This window comes from Formosa haliotis, assembly GCF_001685485.1.
GTDB lineage: Bacteria > Bacteroidota > Bacteroidia > Flavobacteriales > Flavobacteriaceae > Formosa > Formosa haliotis.
Genome location: NZ_BDEL01000001.1, coordinates 1620187 through 1642869 on the forward strand (window position 1 = coordinate 1620187; position 22683 = coordinate 1642869).

Genomic DNA, 22683 nt, shown 5'->3' on the forward strand with positions numbered 1-22683 from the left:
ATTTTAACCGTTTAGTTAGTGTGGTTATTGTTCTCCAATTCCTTATTTAACAAGCGTATTATTAAGCTGTTTTTAAGGAATTAATAGCAATATCCTTTATAAGTTCTTAAAAACTCAGTATTTTTGCAGCCTAAATTCTATAAGATATGTCTGTCGCACAGAAAGATTACAAAAAAGTTACTGTAAAAACATTGCAAGATATGAAGGTTAATGGTGAAAAAATATCGATGCTTACCGCATACGATTACACCATGGCCAGGATTGTAGATGGAGCTGGCGTAGACGTTATACTTGTGGGCGATTCTGCTAGTAATGTTATGGCGGGGCATTTAACAACCTTACCCATTACTTTAGATCAGATGATTTATCATGCATCTTCTGTTGTTCGTGGTGTTTCTCGAGCTTTAATAGTTGTTGATTTACCTTTTGGAAGTTATCAAAGCGACCCTAAAGAAGCCTTGCGTTCTGCTATTAGAATTATGAAAGAAAGTGGTGCGCACTCTATAAAAGTAGAAGGTGGTAAAGAAATAAAAGAATCTATAAAACGAATTTTAAATGCTGGAATACCTGTTATGGGGCATTTAGGATTAACACCACAATCTATTTATAAATTTGGAACATTTACCGTTCGTGCTAAAGAAGAAGAAGAAGCTAAAAAATTAATTTCTGATGCGTTAATGCTTCAAAAAGCAGGATGTTTTGCCGTTGTTTTAGAAAAAATCCCTGCAAAACTGGCTAAAAAAGTTGCCGAAAAATTAACCATTCCGGTAATAGGTATTGGAGCTGGAAACGGTGTAGATGGTCAAGTTTTAGTATTGCATGATATGATTGGAATGACCCATGAATTTAATCCGCGTTTTTTACGTCGCTATTTAAATTTATATGATGAAATGACAACCGCCTTATCACAGTATGTAACCGATGTAAAATCGTTAGATTTCCCTTCTGAAGATGAGCAATATTAATTTAAACCCCTTGGCTTAGTTAGATATTGAAAACTTTAGAACGTCAATGATAATTTCATAGAATTAGAGATTTGAAAAAACAGGAGCCTTTCTCCTGCCGTACACGCATCTACTTCTAAAAGCTCTTGATTTTGAAACATTTTATTGATATCTTCTTATAATCCGCTAACGATCTAGATATAATGAAAATACTTTCCAACAAATCTAACCTGCAAATTTTATTTGAAGACAATCATATGATTGTTATCAATAAGCGCACGGGAGACATTGTTCAAGGCGATAAAACTGGAGACGAACCATTAAGCGAGGTTATAAAAGCCTATATAAAAGACAAATATAATAAGCCCGGAAATGTATATTTAGGTGTGGTACATCGGTTAGATCGGCCTACTACAGGCTTGGTTATTTTTGCAAAAACAAGCAAAGCCTTAACACGATTAAATGCCATGTTTGCCGAGAAAAAGGTAAATAAAACCTATTGGGCCCTAGTAAATAATGCACCTCCAAAACAGCAGGACACTTTAATAAACTGGCTGAAAAAAAATCCGAAAAACAATAAATCTACAGCCTATCCAAAAGAAATTAGGGATAGTAAGAAAGCAATTTTACACTATACCGTCCTAAAAAAATTAGACCGATATGTCTTGTTAGAAATAGCATTAGAAACGGGCAGACACCACCAAATTAGATGTCAGTTAGCCCAACTAGGCTGTAAGATTAAAGGCGATTTAAAATATGGCGCCCATAGGAGTAATAAAGATGCGAGTATCCATTTACATGCTAGACATATTCAATTTACGCACCCCGTTACTAAAGAAGATATACTTATTACCGCCCCATTACCGCAAGATGCCCTTTGGGATGCTTGCCTTTAAACCTTCCGATACGGATATTTTAATTGCAGTGAAACTCCTTGATCTGGTTTAGATTTTAATTTAAAATGAGCGTTTATAAGCGCTGCCCTACTCTCCATATTTATTAAACCAGAACCCTGTTCTATTTTATTGATATCGAAACCTACGCCATCATCTTCCGCATAGAGCATTAAACAGTTTGGCGTATAATTAATTCGGGTCTTTAAATGGGACGCTTCCGAATACTTTAAAGTATTCGATAAAAACTCTTGAAAAATACGGAATAGAATCATGCCATCTTTTTTATTTTCTAGTAGGCTTGAATCGCCTTCAATAATAACTTCAGCATCAATTCTACCCAGTTTATTGAATCGTTTTATTTCATTATTTATAGAATCTTGAAATCCGCGATGCATAACCACTTCACCATTTAAAGATTTAGAGATGGCTCGTAATTCATCTAAACTTTCTTTAACTAAATCTTTATTTTCTGAAACATAAGGCTCCAATTCTGGATCTATTTGTTTGCCCAACATTCCTAATTGTATAAATGCTACAGACAGTAGTTGCCCGACATTATCGTGGAGTTCTTGCCCAATATGTTTTAATGTTTGTTCCTGAATTTCTATTTGAGTCCTAGAAATTTCTTCGTCAAAAATTCGTTGTTGTTCAATTTTATCGCGCAACAATTTATTTTTCCGCTTCTGAAACGTAATAAAAAATATTATAATAAGTGTACAAACAACTAACAACACAGCTGTCATATACACCAATAGATAGCGTTCTGCTGCGGTACTTACTATTTGTTCTGCGGGTTGCACCATACTAAGGCTATACTGAAAGATAAATACATTAATAAATTAGATGTTAATCGAATTAAATCTTTTAAATGTACATATTCTATGTCGGATTGAGAATTATACGTATCAAAAAATATAAGCGGCTGAGTTACTAAAAAATATAATAATATTATAGCACTGATGTAAAAATTTAACGATTTATGGAAATTTAAAATCTTATCGGAACGCAATACCTCTAGAAAATAAAAGGTGATACAACAAACTATTAAGGTCATTCCACTAATATTTATTGTATTTACAAAGCCTTCAAAAAACACGTTATAATCTAGAACGATATAAACTAATATAATTGCTAAAAACGCCCAAGTTGCTATTTTAATCCATTTTTTATAGCGTGAATCTGAAATAATTTGTCGGTAATAAAACGAAAAAAATAAGGGACTCCCTATACACCAACATAAATTATAGAACCAATAATTACGTTGAAACAATGTGCCTTCTATACTATAATAAATTCCCCAATCCCTAAAATATCTTGGGTAAAACCCTATCAGTTCCATAAAAAACACGGCAATTAAGTACCAGATAAAGTAAACCCCCACCGTATTCTTATAACTTCTATAAAAATACAAACCAGTTATGGCGGCAAAGGCGATAACTGATTTGGTTAAAAAACTGTAATTACTTAATAAAAATTCTTTCAATTCAGGAAATTATACATTATTATTTAAAATTACTGAGGATAAGTAGCTTCTGGCGGATGTCCAGCTCCTCCTAAATTTAAGGGATCTGCTCCCGTAAAATCGCTAGAACCTTGCTGAATTACACTAAAAGGCATACCACTTTTCGACTTCGAGTTATCTATGGTAGGCACAATAAAAACAGTGGTTAAACCTGGTTGTTCCGGATCTTTTTTATTTTTAACATAGGCCGCTAAATACACCCGTAATCCGTTAATGGCATGTTCTGAAAGTCCTTTCGAATGGGCTTGCTTTTTAGCATACCAAATATAGTTTTCTATTTCTGACAGTGAAAACCAAACAGAGCGATTATCAAATTTATTCTTTTCAAAATGAGATGCATTTATGGCATCATATCGCGATTGATACGCTTTCGACATTTCTTCTGCTAACTGAACAGATATCAATCCATTTGGATTTGAAAACGTGTTATCGGATTCCGATGGTGCTACCGACTCTGAGGTTGGAGGTTCCCGCTCTAAATTAATTTCCTTTTCATCTGTTTTGGTTTCCAGCAATTGGGAACCAACGACGCCTATTAAAACGCCTAATAAAATTAATGCTAGTTTCTTCATTTTTGTTTTGGTTTTTATTGATTATACTTAGTTAAAAATAATAGGTTAGCCCAACCAGCCTTCGCGATCTAAACTTCTATACTGAATAGCTTCGCTAATATGCGCCCCCAAAACAGCTTCAGAGCCTTCTAAATCTGCAATGGTTCTTGAAACTTTCAAAATACGGTCGTAAGCTCTGGCCGATAAGTTTAAACGCTCCATAGCTGTTTTTAATAAATGCTTCGAGGTATCATCTAGTTTGCAAAACGTACGAATGTGTTTCGTATTCATTTGGGCATTATAATGTACATTTTCAAAATCTTTAAAGCGTTCGGTTTGCAAGGCTCTGGCTTTAGAAACTCGTTCTCTAATAACGACAGACGATTCTCCTTTTCTGTCTTCAGAAAGTTTTTCGAAAGGTACAGGAGTGACTTCAATATGAATATCAATCCGATCTAATAAAGGGCCCGACACTCTACTTAAATAGCGTTGCATTTCTGCCGGTGAAGAGGTTACAGGTGCATTCGGATCGTTAAAAAATCCGCTCGGACTCGGATTCATACTCGCAACCAACATAAAACTACTCGGATAAGTTACCGTAAATTTTGCTCTAGAAATGGTAACCTCTCGATCCTCTAATGGCTGACGCATCACCTCTAAAACATCACGCTTAAATTCTGGAAGCTCATCTAAAAATAAAACGCCATTATGCGATAATGAAATTTCTCCTGGTTGCGGATAACTCCCGCCGCCTACAAGGGCGACGTTAGATATTGTGTGATGTGGACTTCGAAATGGTCGTTGCGACATTAAACCTAAATGCGCTTTTACACGCCCAACTACCGAATGAATCTTAGTAGTTTCTAAAGCTTCATGCAAAGTCATTGGTGGTAAAATAGATGGTAATCGTTTGGCTAACATGGTTTTTCCAGATCCTGGCGGACCAATTAAAATAATATTATGACCGCCAGCAGCAGCTATCTCCATACAGCGTTTTATACTTTCTTGGCCTTTAACATCGGCAAAATCGAATTCTGGGAAATCTAAATTTTTATAAAATTCTTCTCTGGTATTTATAACCGTTTGCTCAAGCGGAGTGCCATCTTTAAAAAAATCGATAACTTCTTTTATAGAAGCCACACCATACACTTTTAAATCGTTAACAATAGCAGCCTCTTTAGCATTTTGTCCAGGCAGAATAAAACCTTTAAATCCTTCCGATCGTGCTTTTAACGCTATAGGTAACGCGCCTTTTATGGGTTGAAGTGTACCGTCTAAAGACAACTCGCCCATAATAATATAATCTTCTAAACCTTCGGCGGGAATTTGTTTTGTGGCAGCCAAGATTCCAAGTGCTAAAGTTAAATCGTATGCAGAACCTTCCTTTCGCAAATCGGCTGGCGACATATTTATTATAATTTTCTTACCTGGAATTTTAAAGCCATTGTTTTGCAAGGCGGCTGCAATCCTGAAATTACTTTCCTTAATGGCATTATCTGGAAGGCCTACCAAATGATACCCAATACCCGAGTCTACATTTACTTCGACGGTAATGGTTGTGGCATCGACACCAAAAACAGCGCTTCCAAATACTTTTTTAAGCATAAAATGGTTAGTTTACTTAAAAGTAATAAAAATACACTAACCACCTGAATGAAAACAAATTAAATTCTAATTTTCAATCAAAGAACACCATAAAAACTAGAATTCCGGCTCTATAAAAAGTTAAACGCAAGCTATTTTTAAAATCTGTTTTGTTTCGGCTGTCACTTTAAATTGATTATCACTTCTACGATTAATTACCCAAACAATCTGATTTCCCGAACACAATACCCAAACTTGTTCTTTTTCTAAAAGCGATAATTTTTCATCTTTAAAATACTTACTTAATTTCTTTTTCCCACGCATACCCAACGGATAGAAAACATCGCCTTGTTCCCATTTTCGTACGGTTAATGGATATTGAAGTAAATCCTGATCTACAAAAATGGTTTGGTTTCCAGATACTTTAAGTTCGGAAACGGTTTCAAAAACTAATGTTCCAAAGTTGGTTTCTAGCGATTTTAAATCTTTAGGAATTTTATATTGTGCTTCAACTATGGCGTCTTGGCTAGTGTTCGAACTTAAAATTAAATACTCGCGATCTTTAAGCAAACGATGGGTTTCTGAAAACACTTGCTTTCCCGATTGCGATTTTAACAACTTAAGAATATCCTCCCAAGCCGTAAAATTATACGGTTTTAAGAGTTCGTATAAATACGGTTTCGGATCTGGAAATTTCAATAATTTAGAAACATCAAATTTTATAATATCGCCATCAAAATGCACAACGTCTTTATAGACTTGGGTCATATAATCGTCAATTAAAACTTTAGAGTCTTGTAAATGATCTTGGGTATTTTTAAAATTTTGAAGCCATTGCGGATTAATAGCTTTTAACACCGGAATAACATCGTGTCGCAATTTATTTCGCAAATATTTCGTGGAGCTATTACTACTATCTTCTCGCCAAGAAATAGTATTTAATTTGGCATATGCCTCTATATCTGTACGCGAAAATGGGAGTAACGGACGAACAATATAATCGTTAATTTCGGGAATACCGGTTAATCCATCCAATCCCGTTCCGCGAGATAAATTGATTAGAAAGGTTTCTAAATTATCATCGGCATGGTGTGCGGTTAACACATAATCGAATTTTAGCAAGGCTATTAACTCTTCGAACCAGCGGTAACGTAATTCGCGTGCCGCCATTTGGATAGACAATTTCGTGTCTTCGGCATATTGTTTAGTATCGAAACTTTCAATAAAAAGCTCCACATCTAGAGCTTCGGCTAAATTTACTAGAAACGCTTCATCGGCATCACTTTCTGCTCCTCTTAAATTAAAATTACAATGTGCTAATGCTATATTCAACCCTAATTCATGGCATAAATTTGCCAATACCACACTATCTATTCCACCAGAAATAGTGACTATAAGTTTCTTATCTTTTAAAAACGGAAGGGTTTCCGAAATGTGGGTTTTAAACGTTTCGATCATACTACAAAGATACACTTTTAAAAAAACGGATTTCAAAATTCATGTATCGTTAAAATCAGTCTGTTAACATTTATTAACGCTTAAATTCATTAACTTTAGAACAACCGACATTAAGACTTTAAGCATGAAAACACAACAGCAAATTAACGACGACACCGCCCAAAAAGCTTTTAATAAAAAAGTAGTTGCCATAACTTCTAGCCTACAATCTTATGTAAAACACCGTTTGCATATCGCCGAATCTGTAGGCATAATACGCAAAAATTTATATCATTCTAATGGCGTTATAGACGATTGCATTGTACGTTTATACGAGAAAGGTTACGATACCGATATGTCTGCTCACGATTTAAAAATAAAACTATTCAGGATTTTAGATATTTACTTAGAAGAACTTTTTATTAAAGAAGGACAACACCAAAATACAGTAAGTACGAATAGTATCTTACAAGAAGAATTGAATCGGTTAGACGAACCCTACTCCATAGATGGCGATATGGATTTTGTTATGCTAGAAGATCTTGATGATATTTCTTACAAACAAAACAGACATGAAAAAGGAGTGTTTTTATACGATGAAAACAACCAAAAAATAGTAAATGCTTTGGAGTTAGGAGACCACCAAAATACCACAAACAGAAAAATAGTGAGTAAATTTTATGGTTGGTTACCCATAAGAATTTCGAATGTTGTCGATTTATATGTATTCGCAAATTTGCCTTACGAAGATATTTCTAGAATAAAAAAGATTGAAGTAAAACGGATTGAAAACATTTTAATTAATGTAAAAAAACGGTTCCGAAAGCATTTAACTTAATGCTCTAAAGCTTGGCGCATGGCTTTAGCCTTTACCAAACATTCCTCGTATTCACTTAACGGGTTGCTTTTAGATGTAATAGCACCTCCTACAGAATATGACACATAATGTTTACTCTGGTTATATAAAATGCTTCGTATAATGACATTAAAATCGAAATCTCCTTCGGGAGTAAAATATCCCACTGTACCGGAATACAAACCACGTTTAGTTTCTTCTAATTCTTCAATAATTTTCATAGCCGAAAGCTTGGGAGCCCCCGTCATGCTTCCCATTGGAAAAGTTGATTTTAAAACATCGATAGCCGAAGTATTTTCGGAAATCTGAGATGTTATCGTAGAAATCATTTGATGCACCTGTGGAAAAGTGTACACTTTACATAATTCCTCGACAGTTACACTCCCTTTTATTGCGGTTTTAGATAAATCGTTTCGCACTAAATCCACAATCATAATATTCTCACTGCGTTCCTTTTCGTTAGCTTCTAGTTCCCGTTTTAACAGAGCATCTTTTTCAGGATTACTGGACCGTTTTGCTGTGCCTTTAATTGGTTGTGAGATAATAGTATTTCCTACTTTTTTAATATACCGTTCTGGAGATGCAGACATTAAAAATTTATCTTGTTGTTTTAAAAAGGTAGCGAAAGGTGGTTTAGATAAATCGTTAAGCTTTTGATAGGTTTCTAGCGGATTAATTTCGGCATTTTCGGCATAAAACTCTTGGCAAAAATTCGCTTCGTAAATATCGCCACGATGAATATGTGCCAACATACTATTCACCTTTTCAAAATACGCGTCTTTATGAATGCGTAATTTTATTTTTATCGGGTGTGAGGCCTCCGAATGCGATTCTAATACGGTATTGGTTATGGCGATAAAATCATCTTCAACCTCATCTTCAACCACATTTAAATACCTAATCTCAACCTGATTTCCCTTAATAAGAAAGATTTTTTTAGGCTGAAAGAAGAACACATCAGCAAATTCTAATCCATCAAAATTATTAGATTGTAATTGTTCTAAGCCATTTTTTACATCGTAGGTTAAATAGCCAAAAATCCAGTCATTAGTAGACTCTTGGTATGCTTTTAAAGATTCAAATGCATCAAAATAATCGGTTTGCATGCTCGTAAAAGCATCTACAGCTAGAATGGCATCGAAACTTGAATACGAGGTATTGTACTGGTTAGAATCCATCCAAATCACTTCCTCATACTGCTGACTCCAATGCAAAAGTTGCTGTTTAAACACAGCTAAATCTTCAATATTTCTTGATTTTGAAATGCGCAAATTGTAAAAAATTTAGCTGTAAAGTTAGTTAGTTTCTTTAAAAAAGTATCTAATTTGTATATTAGTTTAAATCTTTTTTCAATGTATACATTACAAAATAAATCTTTAAAAATTGCGGTAAATCCTGTCGGTGCAGAACTTTCGGAAATAAGCGCAGTTCAAAACACCAATCAGTTTATGTGGAATGCTAATCCCGATGTTTGGGGAAGCTTTGCTCCTAATCTTTTCCCTGTAATTGGGGCTATAAAAAATAATAGTGCCATAATTGATGGTGAACATTATGCCGTTCCTAGACATGGGTTTGTAAGGCATAATACCGATATAATATTAGAGGAGCAAACCGAATCTAAACTGGTGTTTTCCCTACTTTACAATACAGATTTACTAAAAATATATCCTTTTAAATTTAAATTTACAATACAATTTGAATTGATTGAGTACGCTGTAAAAGTGACTCATATTGTTGAAAATTTAGACGATAAACCTATTTATTTTTCTATTGGAGGGCATCCGGCTTTTAAATGTCCGGTTTTCGAAAATGAAACATACACCGACTATTATTTAGAATTTGATACTGAAGAAAATTCGGAGTCTTACGCCTTAAATACAGCTTTAGGTTTAATTACCGACCGTACATTTCCCGTTATTTCTGAAGCCAACACAATTTCGTTGCATTACGATTTGTTTACTGAAGATGCCTTAGTGTTCAAAGATTTAAAATCGAAAAAAGTTGCTTTAAAAAGTCGTAAAAACGGTACCATTTTAACCGTAGATTTTCCCGACTTTCCATATTTAGGAATTTGGGCAAAACCAAAAGCAGATTATGTGTGCATAGAACCTTGGCTTGGCGTTGCCGATCATGAGCATCATAATCAAGATTTTAAAACTAAAGAAGGTATTATTATGTTACCCACAAAACAAACATTTAAAGCGGCTTATACTATTGAAATAGACCCAAAGCATTTAGTTTAAAAGGAATAATAGCCTTAACTTTGTAGCCTAAATTACTATAAGTGACTTTTCAAAATTTAAATTTAAACACCCCACTTTACAACGCTCTAGACGATCTAGGCTTTACTACGCCAACCCCTATTCAAGCCGAGGCTTTTAGTGTGGTTAGCTCTGGTAAAGATGTCGTTGGTATTGCACAAACAGGTACAGGAAAAACCTTTGCCTACATGCTTCCTATTCTTAAAGAACTAAAATTCTCTAAACAAGAAGCACCAAGAATTTTGGTTTTGGTTCCAACTCGAGAATTGGTTGTGCAGGTGGTCGATGAAATTGAAAAACTTTCTAAATACATTAATACCCGCATTTTAGGCGTATATGGTGGCACCAATATAAACACCCAAAAACAACAGGTTGCACAAGGCATCGATATATTGGTAGCCACTCCTGGACGTTTATATGATTTGGCTGTAAGTCGTGTTTTAAAATTAAAATCGATTCAAAAGTTAGTGATTGATGAAGTAGATGTTATGCTAGATTTAGGGTTTAGACATCAGTTAATTAATATTTTCGATATCCTTCCAGAACGTCGCCAGAACATCATGTTTTCGGCCACCATGACACAAGATGTCGATGCCTTAATCAACGATTTTTTTATAACTCCAGAACGTGTTTCTATAGCAGTTTCAGGAACACCTTTAGAGAATATTCGACAAGAACGTTACAATTTACCCAACTTTCACACCAAAGTCAACCTGCTAAACGCTATGCTTCAAGATAAAGAAGCTTTTAATAAAGTATTGATTTTTGTGGCGCTTAAAAAAATGGCCGACCGGCTATTTGAAGCTTTAGACGAAACTTTTAGCGAGGAAAGTTGTGTGATTCACTCCAATAAAACACAAAATTACCGACTTCGAAGTATAGAACAATTCAGAAACGGAGACAATCGTATACTTGTTGCTACCGATGTTATGGCCCGCGGATTAGACATAGATAATGTATCGCATGTTATTAACTTCGATACTCCAGATTTCCCTGAAAATTACATCCATAGAATTGGTAGAACCGGACGTGCCGAACGCGAAGGCCATGCCATTTTGTTTTCTACTAAAAAGGAAGCAGAAGCCGTTGAGCGTATTGAAACCCTAATGAAAATGGAAATTCCTTTAAAAGAAATTCCAGAAGACATTGTCATTTCTACCGAATTATTAGAAGAAGAGCGTGATAAAATAAAGGAACGATATAATCCCTTAAAACGCCGAGATGAAGATGCTCCTGGTCCTGCATTTCATGAAAAGAAAGAAAAAAATAGCAAAGAAAACTTAGGCGGATCTTACCGTCGTGAAATTGCTAAAAAATACAAAAAGCCTAAAACGCGAGGCGATAAAAATTATAATAAACGCAATAAAAAGAAATAACAACTATTTTACATTTCCCCCTATGAAACTTAACTATATTCTACTACTTTGTTTTAGTCTATTTTTACTGCAACCTACGCATGCCAACGCTCTACCTAGTTCTGCTCCAGAATGGGGTCCTACGGGACATAGAACAGTAGGAAAAATTGCAGATTCTTATTTAAAAGAAGTACAAAACGCGCCGTTAGCAAACTATTAAACAGACATACGTTGGCCTTTGTATCGACTTACGGAGATGAAATAAAATCGGATGACCGATATAAAAAATTCTATGCTTGGCACTTCGTAAATATGAAAGCAAATGAAACGTATGAAGCTTCCACTAAAAATCCAGAGGGTGACATCGTAACGGGATCAGAATACTGCATTCAAGTGCTTAAAGACAAAAATGCTAGCGATGCTGACAAAGCTTTTTATTTAAAATTATTAATTCATTTAATAGGCGATATCCACCAACCTTTACATGTCGGTTTAGAAGAAGATAAAGGCGGAAACGACATTAAAGTAAAATGGATGGGCAAAAGTACAAACTTACATCGTGTTTGGGATAGCGACATGATTAACGGGTATAATATGAGTTATACCGAATTAGCTGAAAATGCCGATGCCTTAACCAAAGCTCAAGTAAAAGCCATACAAGAAGGCAGTATTACAGATTGGGTAAACGAATCTCACGTTTTGGCCAACGATATTTATAAGGATGTACAGGCTAATGACAACTTAAGTTATAAATATGCCTACCTACATTTTACAACAGCACGAACTCAGCTTCAAAAAGGAGGAATCCGTTTGGCTAAAATTCTAAACGATATATTTTAATCCTGAATTATAATAATATATGTTGGCGGTGTAGATATCTACATCGCCTTTTTTATTTCAAGTAGTTTCAAAAATAAATTGTAACCGATTACCGTTAAGCGAAGATAACGGTAAATACAGCTAATATTTTAAAAATAGAGCACGCTAACTATTTTATATTCATACTTTTGCATCCCCAAATAAAAATAGGAAACAATTTTTTAATTTTTTGGAATGACGATGAAACGGTTAATTACAAATGAATTTGGAACGCTTAAACTATACGAAAAATATGTTTTTGCACAAATGAATGAAGGTATTACAATTACTAAAGATTTGAATAACATCTTACTTCAAATTGCCAACACATATTATAAAGACTCACCATTTGTATATATTACAAATAGAAAAAATTCTTACTCGGTAGATCCTGCAATATATTTAGAAACCTCTAAAATTAAAAACCTAATAGGATTCGCTATTGTATCTAACATCCCTTTAGCGCTAAGTAACGTTAAAATAGAACGCATGTTTTTAGATAAACCTTGCGAAACTTTCGACGTTATTTCCGACGCAAAACAATGGGCAAATACACTCGTAAAACAACATCACAAATTAAAAGATGGCAAGCCAATAAAAATGGCTAGCTTATAATTACTTAAACAACGGGTCTTTTATAAAACAATAGATTTCCTGTCATGCAACAAACAAGAAGGCAAATAAGAACCATTTTTCCAACTTATTTCCATTAATGCTTTTAAAGGTCGTGACCAGAAAAATTTCTTTCCCTATAAAAAAAAAGCCGCCTAAAAAGTATGAAAATACATCATTCTGAATTTATTTCAGAATCTCCTCATATTGAAAACCAAATATGTGAGAACCTGAAATAAATTCAGGTTGACGAAAACTCAACTTTTTAGACGACCTTTTCTAAATATAATTTAAATCTGTGTTTTAAACATGTAAAGCACGATCTCCGGTTGCAGCTAAAGCCGCTTCTTTAATCGCTTCAGTAAATGTAGGGTGTGCGTGAGACATTCTAGACACATCTTCGGCACTTGCTCTGTACTCCATTGCTACAACGGCTTCAGCAATCATATCGGCAGCACGAGCACCAACCATATGTACACCTAAAATTTCATCGGTAGTTTTATCTGCTAGAATTTTTACAAATCCATCTAAATCCATACTAGCTCGACTTCTACCTAAAGCACGCATTGGGAACGATCCTACTTTGTATTCTACACCTGCTTCTTTTAATTGCTCCTCAGATTTACCTACAGTAGCAACTTCTGGCCAAGTGTAAACTACACCTGGAATTAAGTTATAATCGATATGTGGCTTTTGTCCGGCCAAAGTTTCGGCAACAAATACACCTTCTTCTTCAGCTTTATGCGCTAACATCGCACCTTTTACAACATCACCAATAGCGTAAATGTTAGAAGCACTTGTTTGTAAATGATCGTTTACTTCAATTTGTCCGCGGTCTGTAAGTTTAACTCCGGCAGCTTCGGCATTTAAACCATCTGTGTATGGACGACGTCCAACAGATACTAAGCAGTAATCTCCTTTAAACTCTACTTCCTCTCCTTTTTTATTGTCTGCTTTTACTATAACTTCATCACCAACACGCTCCACAGATTTTACTTTGTGAGACACATTCATTTTGAATTTTTGCTTCTTTAAAACTTTATTAAGTTCTTTAGACAAACCAGCGTCCATAGTAGGAATAATTCGGTCCATATATTCTACAACAGAAACCTCTGCTCCTAAACGTTTGTATACTTGACCCAATTCTAAACCAATAACACCTCCACCAATTACGATTAAATGTTTAGGGATTTCTTTAAGTTTTAAAGCTTCGGTAGAGGTAATAATACGCTCTTTATCGATATTGATAAATGGTAAACTAGACGGTTTACTTCCTGTTGCTATAATTGTGTTTTTAGCTTCAATTTCGGTAGATTCTTCTCCTGAAATTGTAATGTGAGTAGCATCTTTAAACGCTCCTACACCTTGGTACACATCTATGTTGTTTTTCTTCATTAAAAAGTCAATCCCTCCAGTAGTTTGATCGACCACCGATTGCTTACGCGCAATCATTTTTTCTAAATTTACTTTAACATCGCCTGGAATTTCAATACCGTGCTCTTCAAAATGCTTAATCGCATCTTCGTAATGGTGAGACGAATCTAGTAAGGCTTTACTAGGAATACAGCCTACATTTAAACAGGTTCCTCCAAGTGTTGCGTATTTTTCTATAATTGCAGTTTTCATGCCTAGTTGTGCGCAACGAATCGCTGCTACATATCCTCCAGGCCCTGAGCCGATAACGGCTACATCGTATGAATTCATAAGGTATTTTTTGGTTCTTTCATTGTAATGGTTAACAAAAATACAAATTTAGAAAGGTTAAGTAAGTCAACATTATTAAAATTTTAGGCTTTTTTTTGAGAATTCGTCAATCCTTAACCGAGTTAAACGGGGATAATTGTGCTGTGTTTCACCTCGTTAATAACAAACATACTGTGTGTACTTCCTATATGATTAATCGTTGTGAGTTTATTCACCATAAATTCTCGAAAGGCTACCATATCTGTCACCAACACTTTTAGCAAGTAATCATAATCGCCACTAATGTGATAACATTCCATAACTTCGTTTAAATTGGTTACTTCCTTCTCAAATTGCACGACATAATCTTGACTGTGCTTTTCCAGTTTTATATGGCAAAAAGCAACAAACGATTTCTGAACTTTGTCCTTATTAACCAAAGCCACATACTTGCCTACAACACCTTGTTGTTCTAATTTCTTAATGCGTTCGTAAACGGCTGTTACCGATAAATTTAATTGCCTTGACAGGGCTTTATTGGTTTGTTTACTATCTGTTTGAAGTAATTTAATGAGTTGTTTATCGATGGCATCAAAAGTCATAGTGATAGATTTTCTATTAATAGGAATAAATTTAAGTTAAATTCAAAATTTAAACTATTAATTTAAATTATATTAGATAATAAATCTAAATTAATCGACAACCATTGATTATCAATCTAATTATTATCAATTTTGATTAATAAAATAAATACAAATTATGGCTTTTAAACCCGCGAACAACATACAAGATTTACAATATTTTGGCGAATTTGGAGGTGTGAATCCGTCTATTTCAGACTCTTCAACCTATACCTTTATCTCGGCAAAAACCATGTTCGACACCTTTGAAGGTAATGCCGAAGGGTGTTATTTATATTCTCGCCACTCCTCACCTTCTAATCTTTACTTAGGAGAAGCTTTGGCGGCTATGGAAGGTACCGAAACAGCAAATGTTTACGCCTCTGGTATGGGTGCAATTACTTCCGTTTTACTTCAAAACTGCAGTGCAGGCGATCATATTGTATCGAGCAGAACTATTTATGGAGGAACCTATGCTTTCTTGAAAAACTTCACACCTCGGTTCAATATTGACACAACATTTGTAGACATTACAAAATTGGATGTGGTTGAAGCTGCCATTACACCCAATACCAAAATGATTTTTTGTGAGTGTGTAAGCAATCCGCTTTTAGAAGTAGCCGATATTGAAGGTTTGGCCAAACTTGCAAAAAAACACAACTTACAATTAGTGGTAGATAACACCTTCTCTCCTTTAAGCATTTCGCCGGCCAAATTAGGTGCCGATGTGGTAATTCATAGCTTAACAAAATTTATTAACGGGAGTAGCGATACCGTTGGAGGTGTTGTTTGTGGTACACAAGAGTTTATAGATCAATTACGAAATGTGAATGATGGAGCCGCTATGTTATTAGGATCGACTATGGATAGTATGCGATCTGCCTCGGTACTAAAAAACCTCCGAACGCTACATATTCGTATGCAGCAACACAGTAAAAACGCATTGTATCTCGCTGAAAAATTTGAAGCCGATGGTTTAAAAACGGTGTATCCAGGATTAGCTTCACATCCGTCTCACAACATATTTAAAAACATGATGAATGCACAATATGGTTATGGAGGCATGCTAACTATAGACGTGGGTTCTATTGAAAAAGCAAACGCTTTGATGGAGCTGATGCAACACAAAAACTTAGGATATTTGGCTGTAAGCTTAGGGTTTTATAAAACTTTATTTTCTGCACCAGGAAGTTCAACATCTTCCGAAATCCCAGAAGACGAACAAAAAGCGATGGGATTAACCGACGGGCTTATTCGTTTTTCAATTGGCCTAGATGCCGATATAGAACGTACGTATACCATGATGCATGAATGCATGAAATCGTTATCCATTTTGTAACTATATATATTTTTAAACAGAAACACCTCCCGATAAGAGGTGTTTTTTTTGTTTCTAGAAGTTTGCAATAGGCCTAAATTTCTTCATTTGCAGAAAAGCATCTAAAATCGTAACATTACAAATATAATTCTAAACGTAACAATTCCCTATGGAAAGCCAAGACATTAAGCCTGAAACACCACAAGACGATCCTATTGTAGAAAACAGAGAACTAAGCATTTGGGAAGCTTTAATTCCTGTTTTAGCCTTAGTAATCATGTTATTTTACAATGTAAAATATGCCTTTGGCGACGATGCTTTAAGTGGGAGTAATCAGTTTATTTTATTACTTGGTGCCGCCGTTGCCGCCATTGTTGGATTTCTAAACAAGGTAAGCTACGACCAAATGCTAGAGGAAGTTGCTCAGAATATTAAATCGACTACAGGAGCTTTACTGATATTATTATTTGTAGGATCGCTGGCAGGAACTTGGCTTATTAGTGGTATTATCCCCTCGATGATTTACTACGGATTACAAATATTAAATCCCACAATTTTCTTACCCGCCTGTGTTATAATTTGTGCCATAATATCTATTGCTACCGGAAGTAGTTGGACAACCTCTGCTACCGTTGGTATTGCACTAGTTGGTATAGGAAATGCTTTAGGAATTTCGCCCGGAATGACTGCTGGAGCCGTAATTTCTGGAGCATATTTTGGAGATAAAATGTCGCCCTTAAGCGACACCACCAATCTTGCGCCAGCCATGGCTGGAGGTGAATTATTTTCGCATATAAAGTACATGACCTATACAACCATACCCACCCTTGTTGTAACCCTAATACTCTTTGTCATTATAAGTTTGTCGCTAGATGTTCATGGTACTACAGACACCTCTGCAATGTTAGCATCTATAGATGAGGCATTTAATATTTCGCCTTGGTTATTCCTTGTGCCCGTATTAGTTATTTTTATGATTATTAAGAAGGCTCCGCCACTTCCTGCCCTTCTTGTAGGAACCCTTTTAGGAGGTATATTTGCATTAATATTTCAACCAGAAATTGTTAAACAAATTACAGGAGCAACAGAACTCAATTTTCTTTCGGCATATAAAGGTGTAATGACTGCGATAACGGTAGATACTTCTATCGCTACGTCTAGCAAAGAATTAAACGATTTATTCTCGTCGGGAGGCATGTACGGTATGCTAGGAACCATTTGGCTAATTGTTTGTGCTATGGTTTTTGGAGGTATTATGGATGCTATTGGGGCCTTAGCCAGAATTAGTAAAGCTGTTCTTGGTCTTTTCGATTCTGTATTCGGTTTGTTTGCAAGTACTGTTATAAGTTGTATTGGATTAAATGCCATTGCCAGCGATCAGTACTTAGCAATTGTAATCCCGGGAAGAATGTACAAGAAAGCTTTTGAGGACAAGGGACTTGCGCCAGAGAATCTAAGTAGAACACTTGAAGATTCAGGAACCGTAACCTCGGTATTAGTGCCCTGGAATACCTGTGGTGCCTACCAAAGTAGTGTTTTAGGAGTAGACACTTGGTCGTATGCGGGGTATGCCTTTTTTAATTATTTAAGTCCGTTTACCACCTTGTTATTTGCGGCCTTTCGTATTAAAATCAAGCAACTCGGCGACAAATAACACAAATCTATCGTTCTTATTTTTTATCATAAAAAAATCTTATACAACCATAAAATTTTAGAATTTAATTCACATTATAAATCTATATAGTGCCATATATTTGCAGAAGAAAATTAATAACAAAAAACACATATATTATGGCATTTGTAGGTAAAAAATTTCCAGATTTAAACGTTGACGCAATGAACGATATGGGCGATACTTTTAAAGTAAACGTTCTTGAAGAAGCAGTTAACAATAAGAAAAAAGTAGTTTTATTTTGGTACCCAAAAGATTTCACTTTTGTATGCCCAACAGAATTACACGCATTCCAAGCAGCAGTTAAAGAATTCGAAAAAAGAAATACCATTGTAATTGGTGCATCTTGCGACACTCCAGAAGTACACTTTGCATGGTTAAGTACTGCAAAAGACAACGGCGGAATTGAAGGCGTAACTTACCCAATTTTAGCAGATTCTAACAGAAACCTAGCATCTACTTTAGGTATCTTAGATATTACTAACGAAACTTTTAACGAAGAAACAGGTGTTGTACTTGTAGAAGGTGATAATGTAACTTACAGAGCTACTTATATTATTGACGAAGATGGTATTGTACAACACGAAAGTATTAACAACATGCCTTTAGGTAGAAATGTTGGAGAATATTTACGTTTAGTTGATGCTTTAACTCACGTACAAGAAAAAGGTGAAGTTTGTCCAGCAAACTGGGAAGAAGGAAAAGATGCTATGCAAGCTAATGCTAAAGACACAGCGTCTTATTTAGCAACACACTAAACCCTAGTATTTACCAAATTTAAAATTCCAGATTCTAAAAAGAATTGGATTGGAGTCTGGAATTTAAATTATTTAACCTTAAAGATATGGTACAAGAATTAGAACAAGATAATTTAAACGATATTGTTGCAAACAACGATACTGTTGTGGTACAATATTCAGCAACTTGGTGTGGTAATTGCAGAATTATGAAACCAAAATTCAAAAAATTAGCTACCGAAAACGAAAACATTACTTTCGTTATTGCTGATGCTGAAAAATTTACAGAATCTAGAAAATTAGCGAATGTTGATAACTTACCAACTTTTGCTACATTTAAAAAAGGTGAATTCGTAAATCAGGTACAAACAAATAAGTTTGATCTTTTAAAAGATTTAGTAAATGAAGTTACCAGTAATTAAACACCTTACTCAATTTATTGAGGAGAACGACGAAGATTTCGTAAACGAAACTATTGAAACTTTAGAGGCACTAACAGAAGTATCGTCATTAAAAGACGAAGAATTAGATGTTATTGGAGAATTAATCTCTAATATGTATGGTGCAATTGAAGTGAATAAAATGATAAAAGAAGGTACACCACAAAAGGAAGCTTTAAATACCTTTATGAAACGTGTTTTAGGTTCTATTGATAAATAAAAACCTTACCTAATTTCAAATAAAAATCCCCTTACCAACTGCTGATAAGGGGATTTTTATTTCATGTATTTTTTGTTCAACAACGCTTAAAATTGATTTTATTCTGATTTACATCTGAACCAAATTTTAATAAAGAAGAAAACAGCTTTGCAGATTATAATATACTCCATAAAGCTGATTCCTTGGCCAACATTTGAAAAAATACTATTTTAAATCAAATCGATCTAAATTCATCACTTTATCCCAAGCTAAAATAAAATCGTTTACAAATTTCGATTTAGAATCTGCACAAGCATATACTTCTGCAATAGCTCGTAATTCAGAATTAGAACCAAAAATTAAATCGGCACGTGTTCCTGTCCATTCTAATTCACCAGTCGTTCTATTTCTACCTTCGTAAAGACCTTCTTTTTCTGAAACAGGTGTCCAAACCGTTTTCATATCTAATAAATTCACAAAAAAGTCGTTAGTTAAAGCTTCTGGATTGTTTGTAAATACCCCATGTTTAGAATCATCCCAATTGGTATTTAAAACACGCATACCTCCTATTAACACCGTTAATTGTGGTACACTTAAGGTTAATAATTGTGCCTTATCTATTAATAAAGATTCTGTAGACACGTCAAATTTTGTTTTTCTATAATTTCTAAAACCGTCGGCATAAGGTTCTAAATAGGTAAACGAATCGACATCGGTTTGTTCTTGAGAAGCATCCATTCTACCTGGTTTAAAGGGCACATGGCCAGAAAACCCTGCCTTTTTAGCTGCCATTTCTATACCAACACATCCTGCCAAAACAATTAAATCGGCTAGAGACACTTTAGACCCTCCATCATTAAATTCCTGTTGAATACCTTCAAGAACAGTCAAAACCTTTTGCAATTGCTCTGGTTTATTTACCTCCCAATCTTTTTGAGGTGCTAATCGTATACGAGCACCATTTGCACCACCACGCTTATCTGAACCTCTAAATGTTGATGCCGAAGCCCAAGCTGTAGACACTAGTTCTGATACGCTTAAACCAGAATTTACTATTTTATCTTTTAAAATTTGGGTACCGTGAATTGTTATTAAAGGGTGATCTACTTTTGGTATTGGATCTTGCCAAATCAATTCTTCTTGAGGGACTTCATTTCCTAAATACAAATCACGAGGTCCCATATCTCGGTGTGTTAATTTATACCAAGCGCGTGCAAATGCATCGGCAAATTGATCTGGGTTTTCTAAAAATCGTTTAGATATTTTTTCGTATTCAGGATCGAAACGCAAAGACAAATCTGTGGTTAACATTCTTGGCTTATGTTTTATCGTAGGGTTGTAAGCATCGGGAATTGTAGCTTCTGCATTTTTAGCTTCCCATTGTTTTGCTCCCGCCGGACTTTTGGTCATTTCCCATTCATATCCGAATAAATTTTCAAAGAAATAATTACTCCATTTTGTTGGGGTTTGCGACCAAATAACTTCTGGTCCGCCCGTAATACAATCTGCACCAGCTCCTGTACCAAAGCTATTTTTCCAACCAAAACCCTGATCTTCAATAGGTGCTGCTTCTGGCTCTGCTCCTACATATTCTCCCGGATTTGCTGCACCATGCGTTTTACCAAAGGTATGCCCACCTGCTATTAAAGCCACTGTTTCTTCATCGTTCATAGCCATACGCTTAAAGGTTTCCCGAATATCTTTGGCTGCAGAAATAGGATCTCCATTTCCGTTTGGCCCTTCTGGATCTACATAAATTAAGCCCATAACCACAGCTGCTAACGGATCTTCTAAATCGCGCTCTCCAGAATAGCGATTATCTTCTAGCCAATTTTTTTCTGACCCCCAATACACATCTTCTTCCGGCTCCCAAACATCTTCTCTTCCGCCTGCAAAACCAAAAGTTTTAAAACCCATAGATTCTAAAGCAACGTTTCCCGAAAGCACAAGCAAATCGGCCCAAGAAATCTTTTTACCATATTTCTGTTTTATCGGCCAAAGCAATCGTCTTGCTTTATCTAAACTTGCGTTATCCGGCCAACTATTAAGCGGAGCATAACGTTGTTGTCCCGAACCTGCACCACCACGACCATCTCCAATTCTGTAAGTTCCTACACTATGCCATGCTAGTCGAATAAACAATCCACCGTAATGTCCAAAATCTGCTGGCCACCAATCTTGAGAATCTGTCATTAATTCTGTTAAATCCTGTTTTACAGCCTTTAAATCTAAGCTCTTAAACGCTTCTGCATAATTAAATTTCTCACCCATGGGGTTCGATTTTGAAGCATGCTGACGTAAAATATTTACATTTAATTTATTAGGCCACCAATCTTGATTTCTAGAACCTCCTCCAGCACTCGCTTTAGGTGCTCCTCCCGAAAACGGACATGTTCCTCCAGATGTGTTTGATTGTTTATTACTATCCATCATTTCACTATAATTTAATTATTTACAATATTCTAAAAATACAAAATACTCCACAAAATATTGCAAAACTAACAGCGAAGATGTTCGTTTTTATTAAAATGTTAAAAAGGACAAAACATCTAGATGATAATCTTCATAAGCTTTTTGTTCCCTTTTAAAAATAGCAACTACAAATTCAATACTTCTTCTCTAAAAACAGATACCCATTATTTAAAAACTTGTAATAATTCCACTATTTGAGTAAACTCCTTTTCTGTAGCATAAGCCAAAGCAGTTTTTCCTGTTTTGTCTTTAATTTGAGTGTTTGGATTATATTTCAACAAAACTTTCACCACCTCTATTTGATTATACATGGTAGCAAAAATTAAGGCTGTTGTTCCGTTTATATTGGCCAGATCTATTTGTGCACCATGCTCTAAAAAATATTCAACGAGTACCACACTCCCTTTAAACGACACGCCAATAAGTGGCGTATTACCCGAGGCGTCTGCTGCATTTATATCGGCATGTTGTGCTACCAAGTACTTTACAATATCTAACTTATCGAAATAAGAAGCTAATACTAATGGCGTGAATCCTCTAGCGTCTTTTACATGTATAAGCTCTGGGGTAGTTTGCAATGCGCTTTTAACCGCTACAAGATTCCCCGCTTGGATGGCTCCGAAAAAACTATCTTTATCTATCATATCTCTTATTTAAAATTAATAA

23 protein-coding genes are annotated in these 22683 nt (G+C 35.2%); 13 read left to right on the forward strand and 10 right to left on the reverse strand.

Annotation, left to right across the window (positions count from 1 at the left end; translation table 11 throughout):
* Positions 1-146 precede the first annotated feature (146 nt).
* Together panB and A9D35_RS06400 are read left to right on the forward strand one after the other, a co-directional pair.
* Positions 147-965, forward strand: a complete 819-nt coding sequence (gene panB / locus A9D35_RS06395; RefSeq protein ID WP_066220553.1) for a 3-methyl-2-oxobutanoate hydroxymethyltransferase — start codon at positions 147-149, stop codon at positions 963-965.
* A 182-nt stretch (positions 966-1147) separates the two neighbouring features.
* The gene (locus tag A9D35_RS06400) at positions 1148-1840 is read left to right on the forward strand and encodes an RluA family pseudouridine synthase (RefSeq protein ID WP_066220558.1); all 693 of its coding nucleotides are present in this window, start codon (positions 1148-1150) and stop codon (positions 1838-1840) included.
* Here A9D35_RS06400 and A9D35_RS06405 read toward each other — a convergent pair.
* The 5 genes from A9D35_RS06405 to tilS form a co-directional block, all read right to left on the reverse strand.
* Positions 1837-2643 carry a sensor histidine kinase gene (locus tag A9D35_RS06405; protein ID WP_066220559.1) on the reverse strand — a complete coding sequence of 269 codons (807 nt, stop codon included), beginning with the start codon at positions 2641-2643 and terminating at the stop codon, positions 1837-1839. The genes A9D35_RS06400 and A9D35_RS06405 overlap by 4 nt on opposite strands.
* Complete coding sequence (locus tag A9D35_RS06410; protein WP_066220562.1) at positions 2619-3323, reverse strand: hypothetical protein; 705 nt, start codon at positions 3321-3323, stop codon at positions 2619-2621. The genes A9D35_RS06405 and A9D35_RS06410 overlap by 25 nt, the downstream gene beginning before the upstream one ends.
* A gap of 29 nt (positions 3324-3352) precedes the next feature.
* Positions 3353-3934 carry a hypothetical protein gene (locus tag A9D35_RS06415; protein WP_066220565.1) on the reverse strand — a complete coding sequence of 194 codons (582 nt, stop codon included), beginning with the start codon at positions 3932-3934 and terminating at the stop codon, positions 3353-3355.
* A 45-nt stretch (positions 3935-3979) separates the two neighbouring features.
* Positions 3980-5518, reverse strand: coding sequence for a YifB family Mg chelatase-like AAA ATPase (locus A9D35_RS06420; RefSeq protein ID WP_066220568.1), 1539 nt, complete (start codon positions 5516-5518; stop codon positions 3980-3982).
* Between the two features lie 120 nt (positions 5519-5638).
* Complete coding sequence (gene tilS / locus A9D35_RS06425; protein WP_066220570.1) at positions 5639-6955, reverse strand: tRNA lysidine(34) synthetase TilS; 1317 nt, start codon at positions 6953-6955, stop codon at positions 5639-5641.
* A gap of 124 nt (positions 6956-7079) precedes the next feature.
* On the opposite strand from tilS, the gene A9D35_RS06430 reads away from it, so the two are divergent.
* Positions 7080-7772, forward strand: a complete 693-nt coding sequence (locus A9D35_RS06430; protein ID WP_066220573.1) for a hypothetical protein — start codon at positions 7080-7082, stop codon at positions 7770-7772.
* Here the strand turns inward: A9D35_RS06430 and pabB are convergent.
* Positions 7769-9061 carry an aminodeoxychorismate synthase component I gene (pabB, locus tag A9D35_RS06435; RefSeq protein WP_066220578.1) on the reverse strand — a complete coding sequence of 431 codons (1293 nt, stop codon included), beginning with the start codon at positions 9059-9061 and terminating at the stop codon, positions 7769-7771. The two genes, A9D35_RS06430 and pabB, sit on opposite strands and share 4 nt — an antisense overlap.
* Positions 9062-9142: 81 nt before the next feature.
* Here pabB and A9D35_RS06440 point away from each other — a divergent pair, with 81 nt between their 5' ends.
* The 5 genes from A9D35_RS06440 (at position 9143) to A9D35_RS06455 (ending at position 12879) form a co-directional block, all read left to right on the forward strand.
* The gene (locus tag A9D35_RS06440) at positions 9143-10033 is read left to right on the forward strand and encodes an aldose 1-epimerase family protein (RefSeq protein WP_066220580.1); all 891 of its coding nucleotides are present in this window, start codon (positions 9143-9145) and stop codon (positions 10031-10033) included.
* A 41-nt stretch (positions 10034-10074) separates the two neighbouring features.
* Positions 10075-11427 (forward strand): DEAD/DEAH box helicase, encoded by a 1353-nt coding sequence (locus A9D35_RS06445; protein ID WP_066220583.1) that lies wholly within the window; start codon positions 10075-10077, stop codon positions 11425-11427.
* Between the two features lie 22 nt (positions 11428-11449).
* Positions 11450-11626 (forward strand): hypothetical protein, encoded by a 177-nt coding sequence (locus A9D35_RS19175; protein ID WP_235817863.1) that lies wholly within the window; start codon positions 11450-11452, stop codon positions 11624-11626.
* An 11-nt stretch (positions 11627-11637) separates the two neighbouring features.
* Positions 11638-12246 carry a S1/P1 nuclease gene (locus A9D35_RS06450; RefSeq protein WP_235817864.1) on the forward strand — a complete coding sequence of 203 codons (609 nt, stop codon included), beginning with the start codon at positions 11638-11640 and terminating at the stop codon, positions 12244-12246.
* A gap of 219 nt (positions 12247-12465) precedes the next feature.
* On the forward strand, positions 12466-12879 hold the full coding sequence (locus A9D35_RS06455) for a hypothetical protein (protein ID WP_066220586.1): 414 nt from the start codon (positions 12466-12468) through the stop codon (positions 12877-12879).
* Between the two features lie 300 nt (positions 12880-13179).
* On the opposite strand, the gene lpdA is transcribed toward A9D35_RS06455, so the two are convergent.
* Together lpdA and A9D35_RS06465 are read right to left on the reverse strand one after the other, a co-directional pair.
* Positions 13180-14580, reverse strand: a complete 1401-nt coding sequence (gene lpdA, locus A9D35_RS06460) for a dihydrolipoyl dehydrogenase (RefSeq protein WP_066220588.1) — start codon at positions 14578-14580, stop codon at positions 13180-13182.
* Between the two features lie 122 nt (positions 14581-14702).
* Positions 14703-15161, reverse strand: a complete 459-nt coding sequence (locus A9D35_RS06465) for an Lrp/AsnC family transcriptional regulator (protein ID WP_066220591.1) — start codon at positions 15159-15161, stop codon at positions 14703-14705.
* Positions 15162-15318: 157 nt separating this feature from the next.
* Between A9D35_RS06465 and A9D35_RS06470 the strand changes: the two genes are divergently transcribed.
* From A9D35_RS06470 to A9D35_RS06490, 5 genes are all read left to right on the forward strand, one after another.
* Positions 15319-16518, forward strand: a complete 1200-nt coding sequence (locus tag A9D35_RS06470; protein ID WP_066220593.1) for an aminotransferase class I/II-fold pyridoxal phosphate-dependent enzyme — start codon at positions 15319-15321, stop codon at positions 16516-16518.
* A 148-nt stretch (positions 16519-16666) separates the two neighbouring features.
* A complete protein-coding gene (gene nhaC / locus A9D35_RS06475; protein WP_066220595.1) occupies positions 16667-18151 on the forward strand; it encodes a Na+/H+ antiporter NhaC in 1485 nt (494 codons plus the stop codon).
* A 137-nt stretch (positions 18152-18288) separates the two neighbouring features.
* Positions 18289-18927, forward strand: coding sequence for a peroxiredoxin (locus A9D35_RS06480; protein WP_066220598.1), 639 nt, complete (start codon positions 18289-18291; stop codon positions 18925-18927).
* Positions 18928-19013: 86 nt separating this feature from the next.
* Entirely contained in the window at positions 19014-19328 is a 315-nt protein-coding gene (locus tag A9D35_RS06485; RefSeq protein WP_066225877.1) for a thioredoxin family protein, read from the forward strand.
* Positions 19309-19566, forward strand: a complete 258-nt coding sequence (locus A9D35_RS06490; protein WP_066220601.1) for a DUF6952 family protein — start codon at positions 19309-19311, stop codon at positions 19564-19566. The genes A9D35_RS06485 and A9D35_RS06490 overlap by 20 nt, the downstream gene beginning before the upstream one ends.
* 204 nt (positions 19567-19770) lie before the next feature.
* On the opposite strand, the gene katG is transcribed toward A9D35_RS06490, so the two are convergent.
* On the reverse strand, positions 19771-21975 hold the full coding sequence (katG, locus tag A9D35_RS06495) for a catalase/peroxidase HPI (RefSeq protein WP_066220604.1): 2205 nt from the start codon (positions 21973-21975) through the stop codon (positions 19771-19773).
* 206 nt (positions 21976-22181) lie between these two features.
* Positions 22182-22661 (reverse strand): ankyrin repeat domain-containing protein, encoded by a 480-nt coding sequence (locus A9D35_RS06505; protein ID WP_066220611.1) that lies wholly within the window; start codon positions 22659-22661, stop codon positions 22182-22184.
* Between the last annotated feature and the right edge of the window lie 22 nt (positions 22662-22683).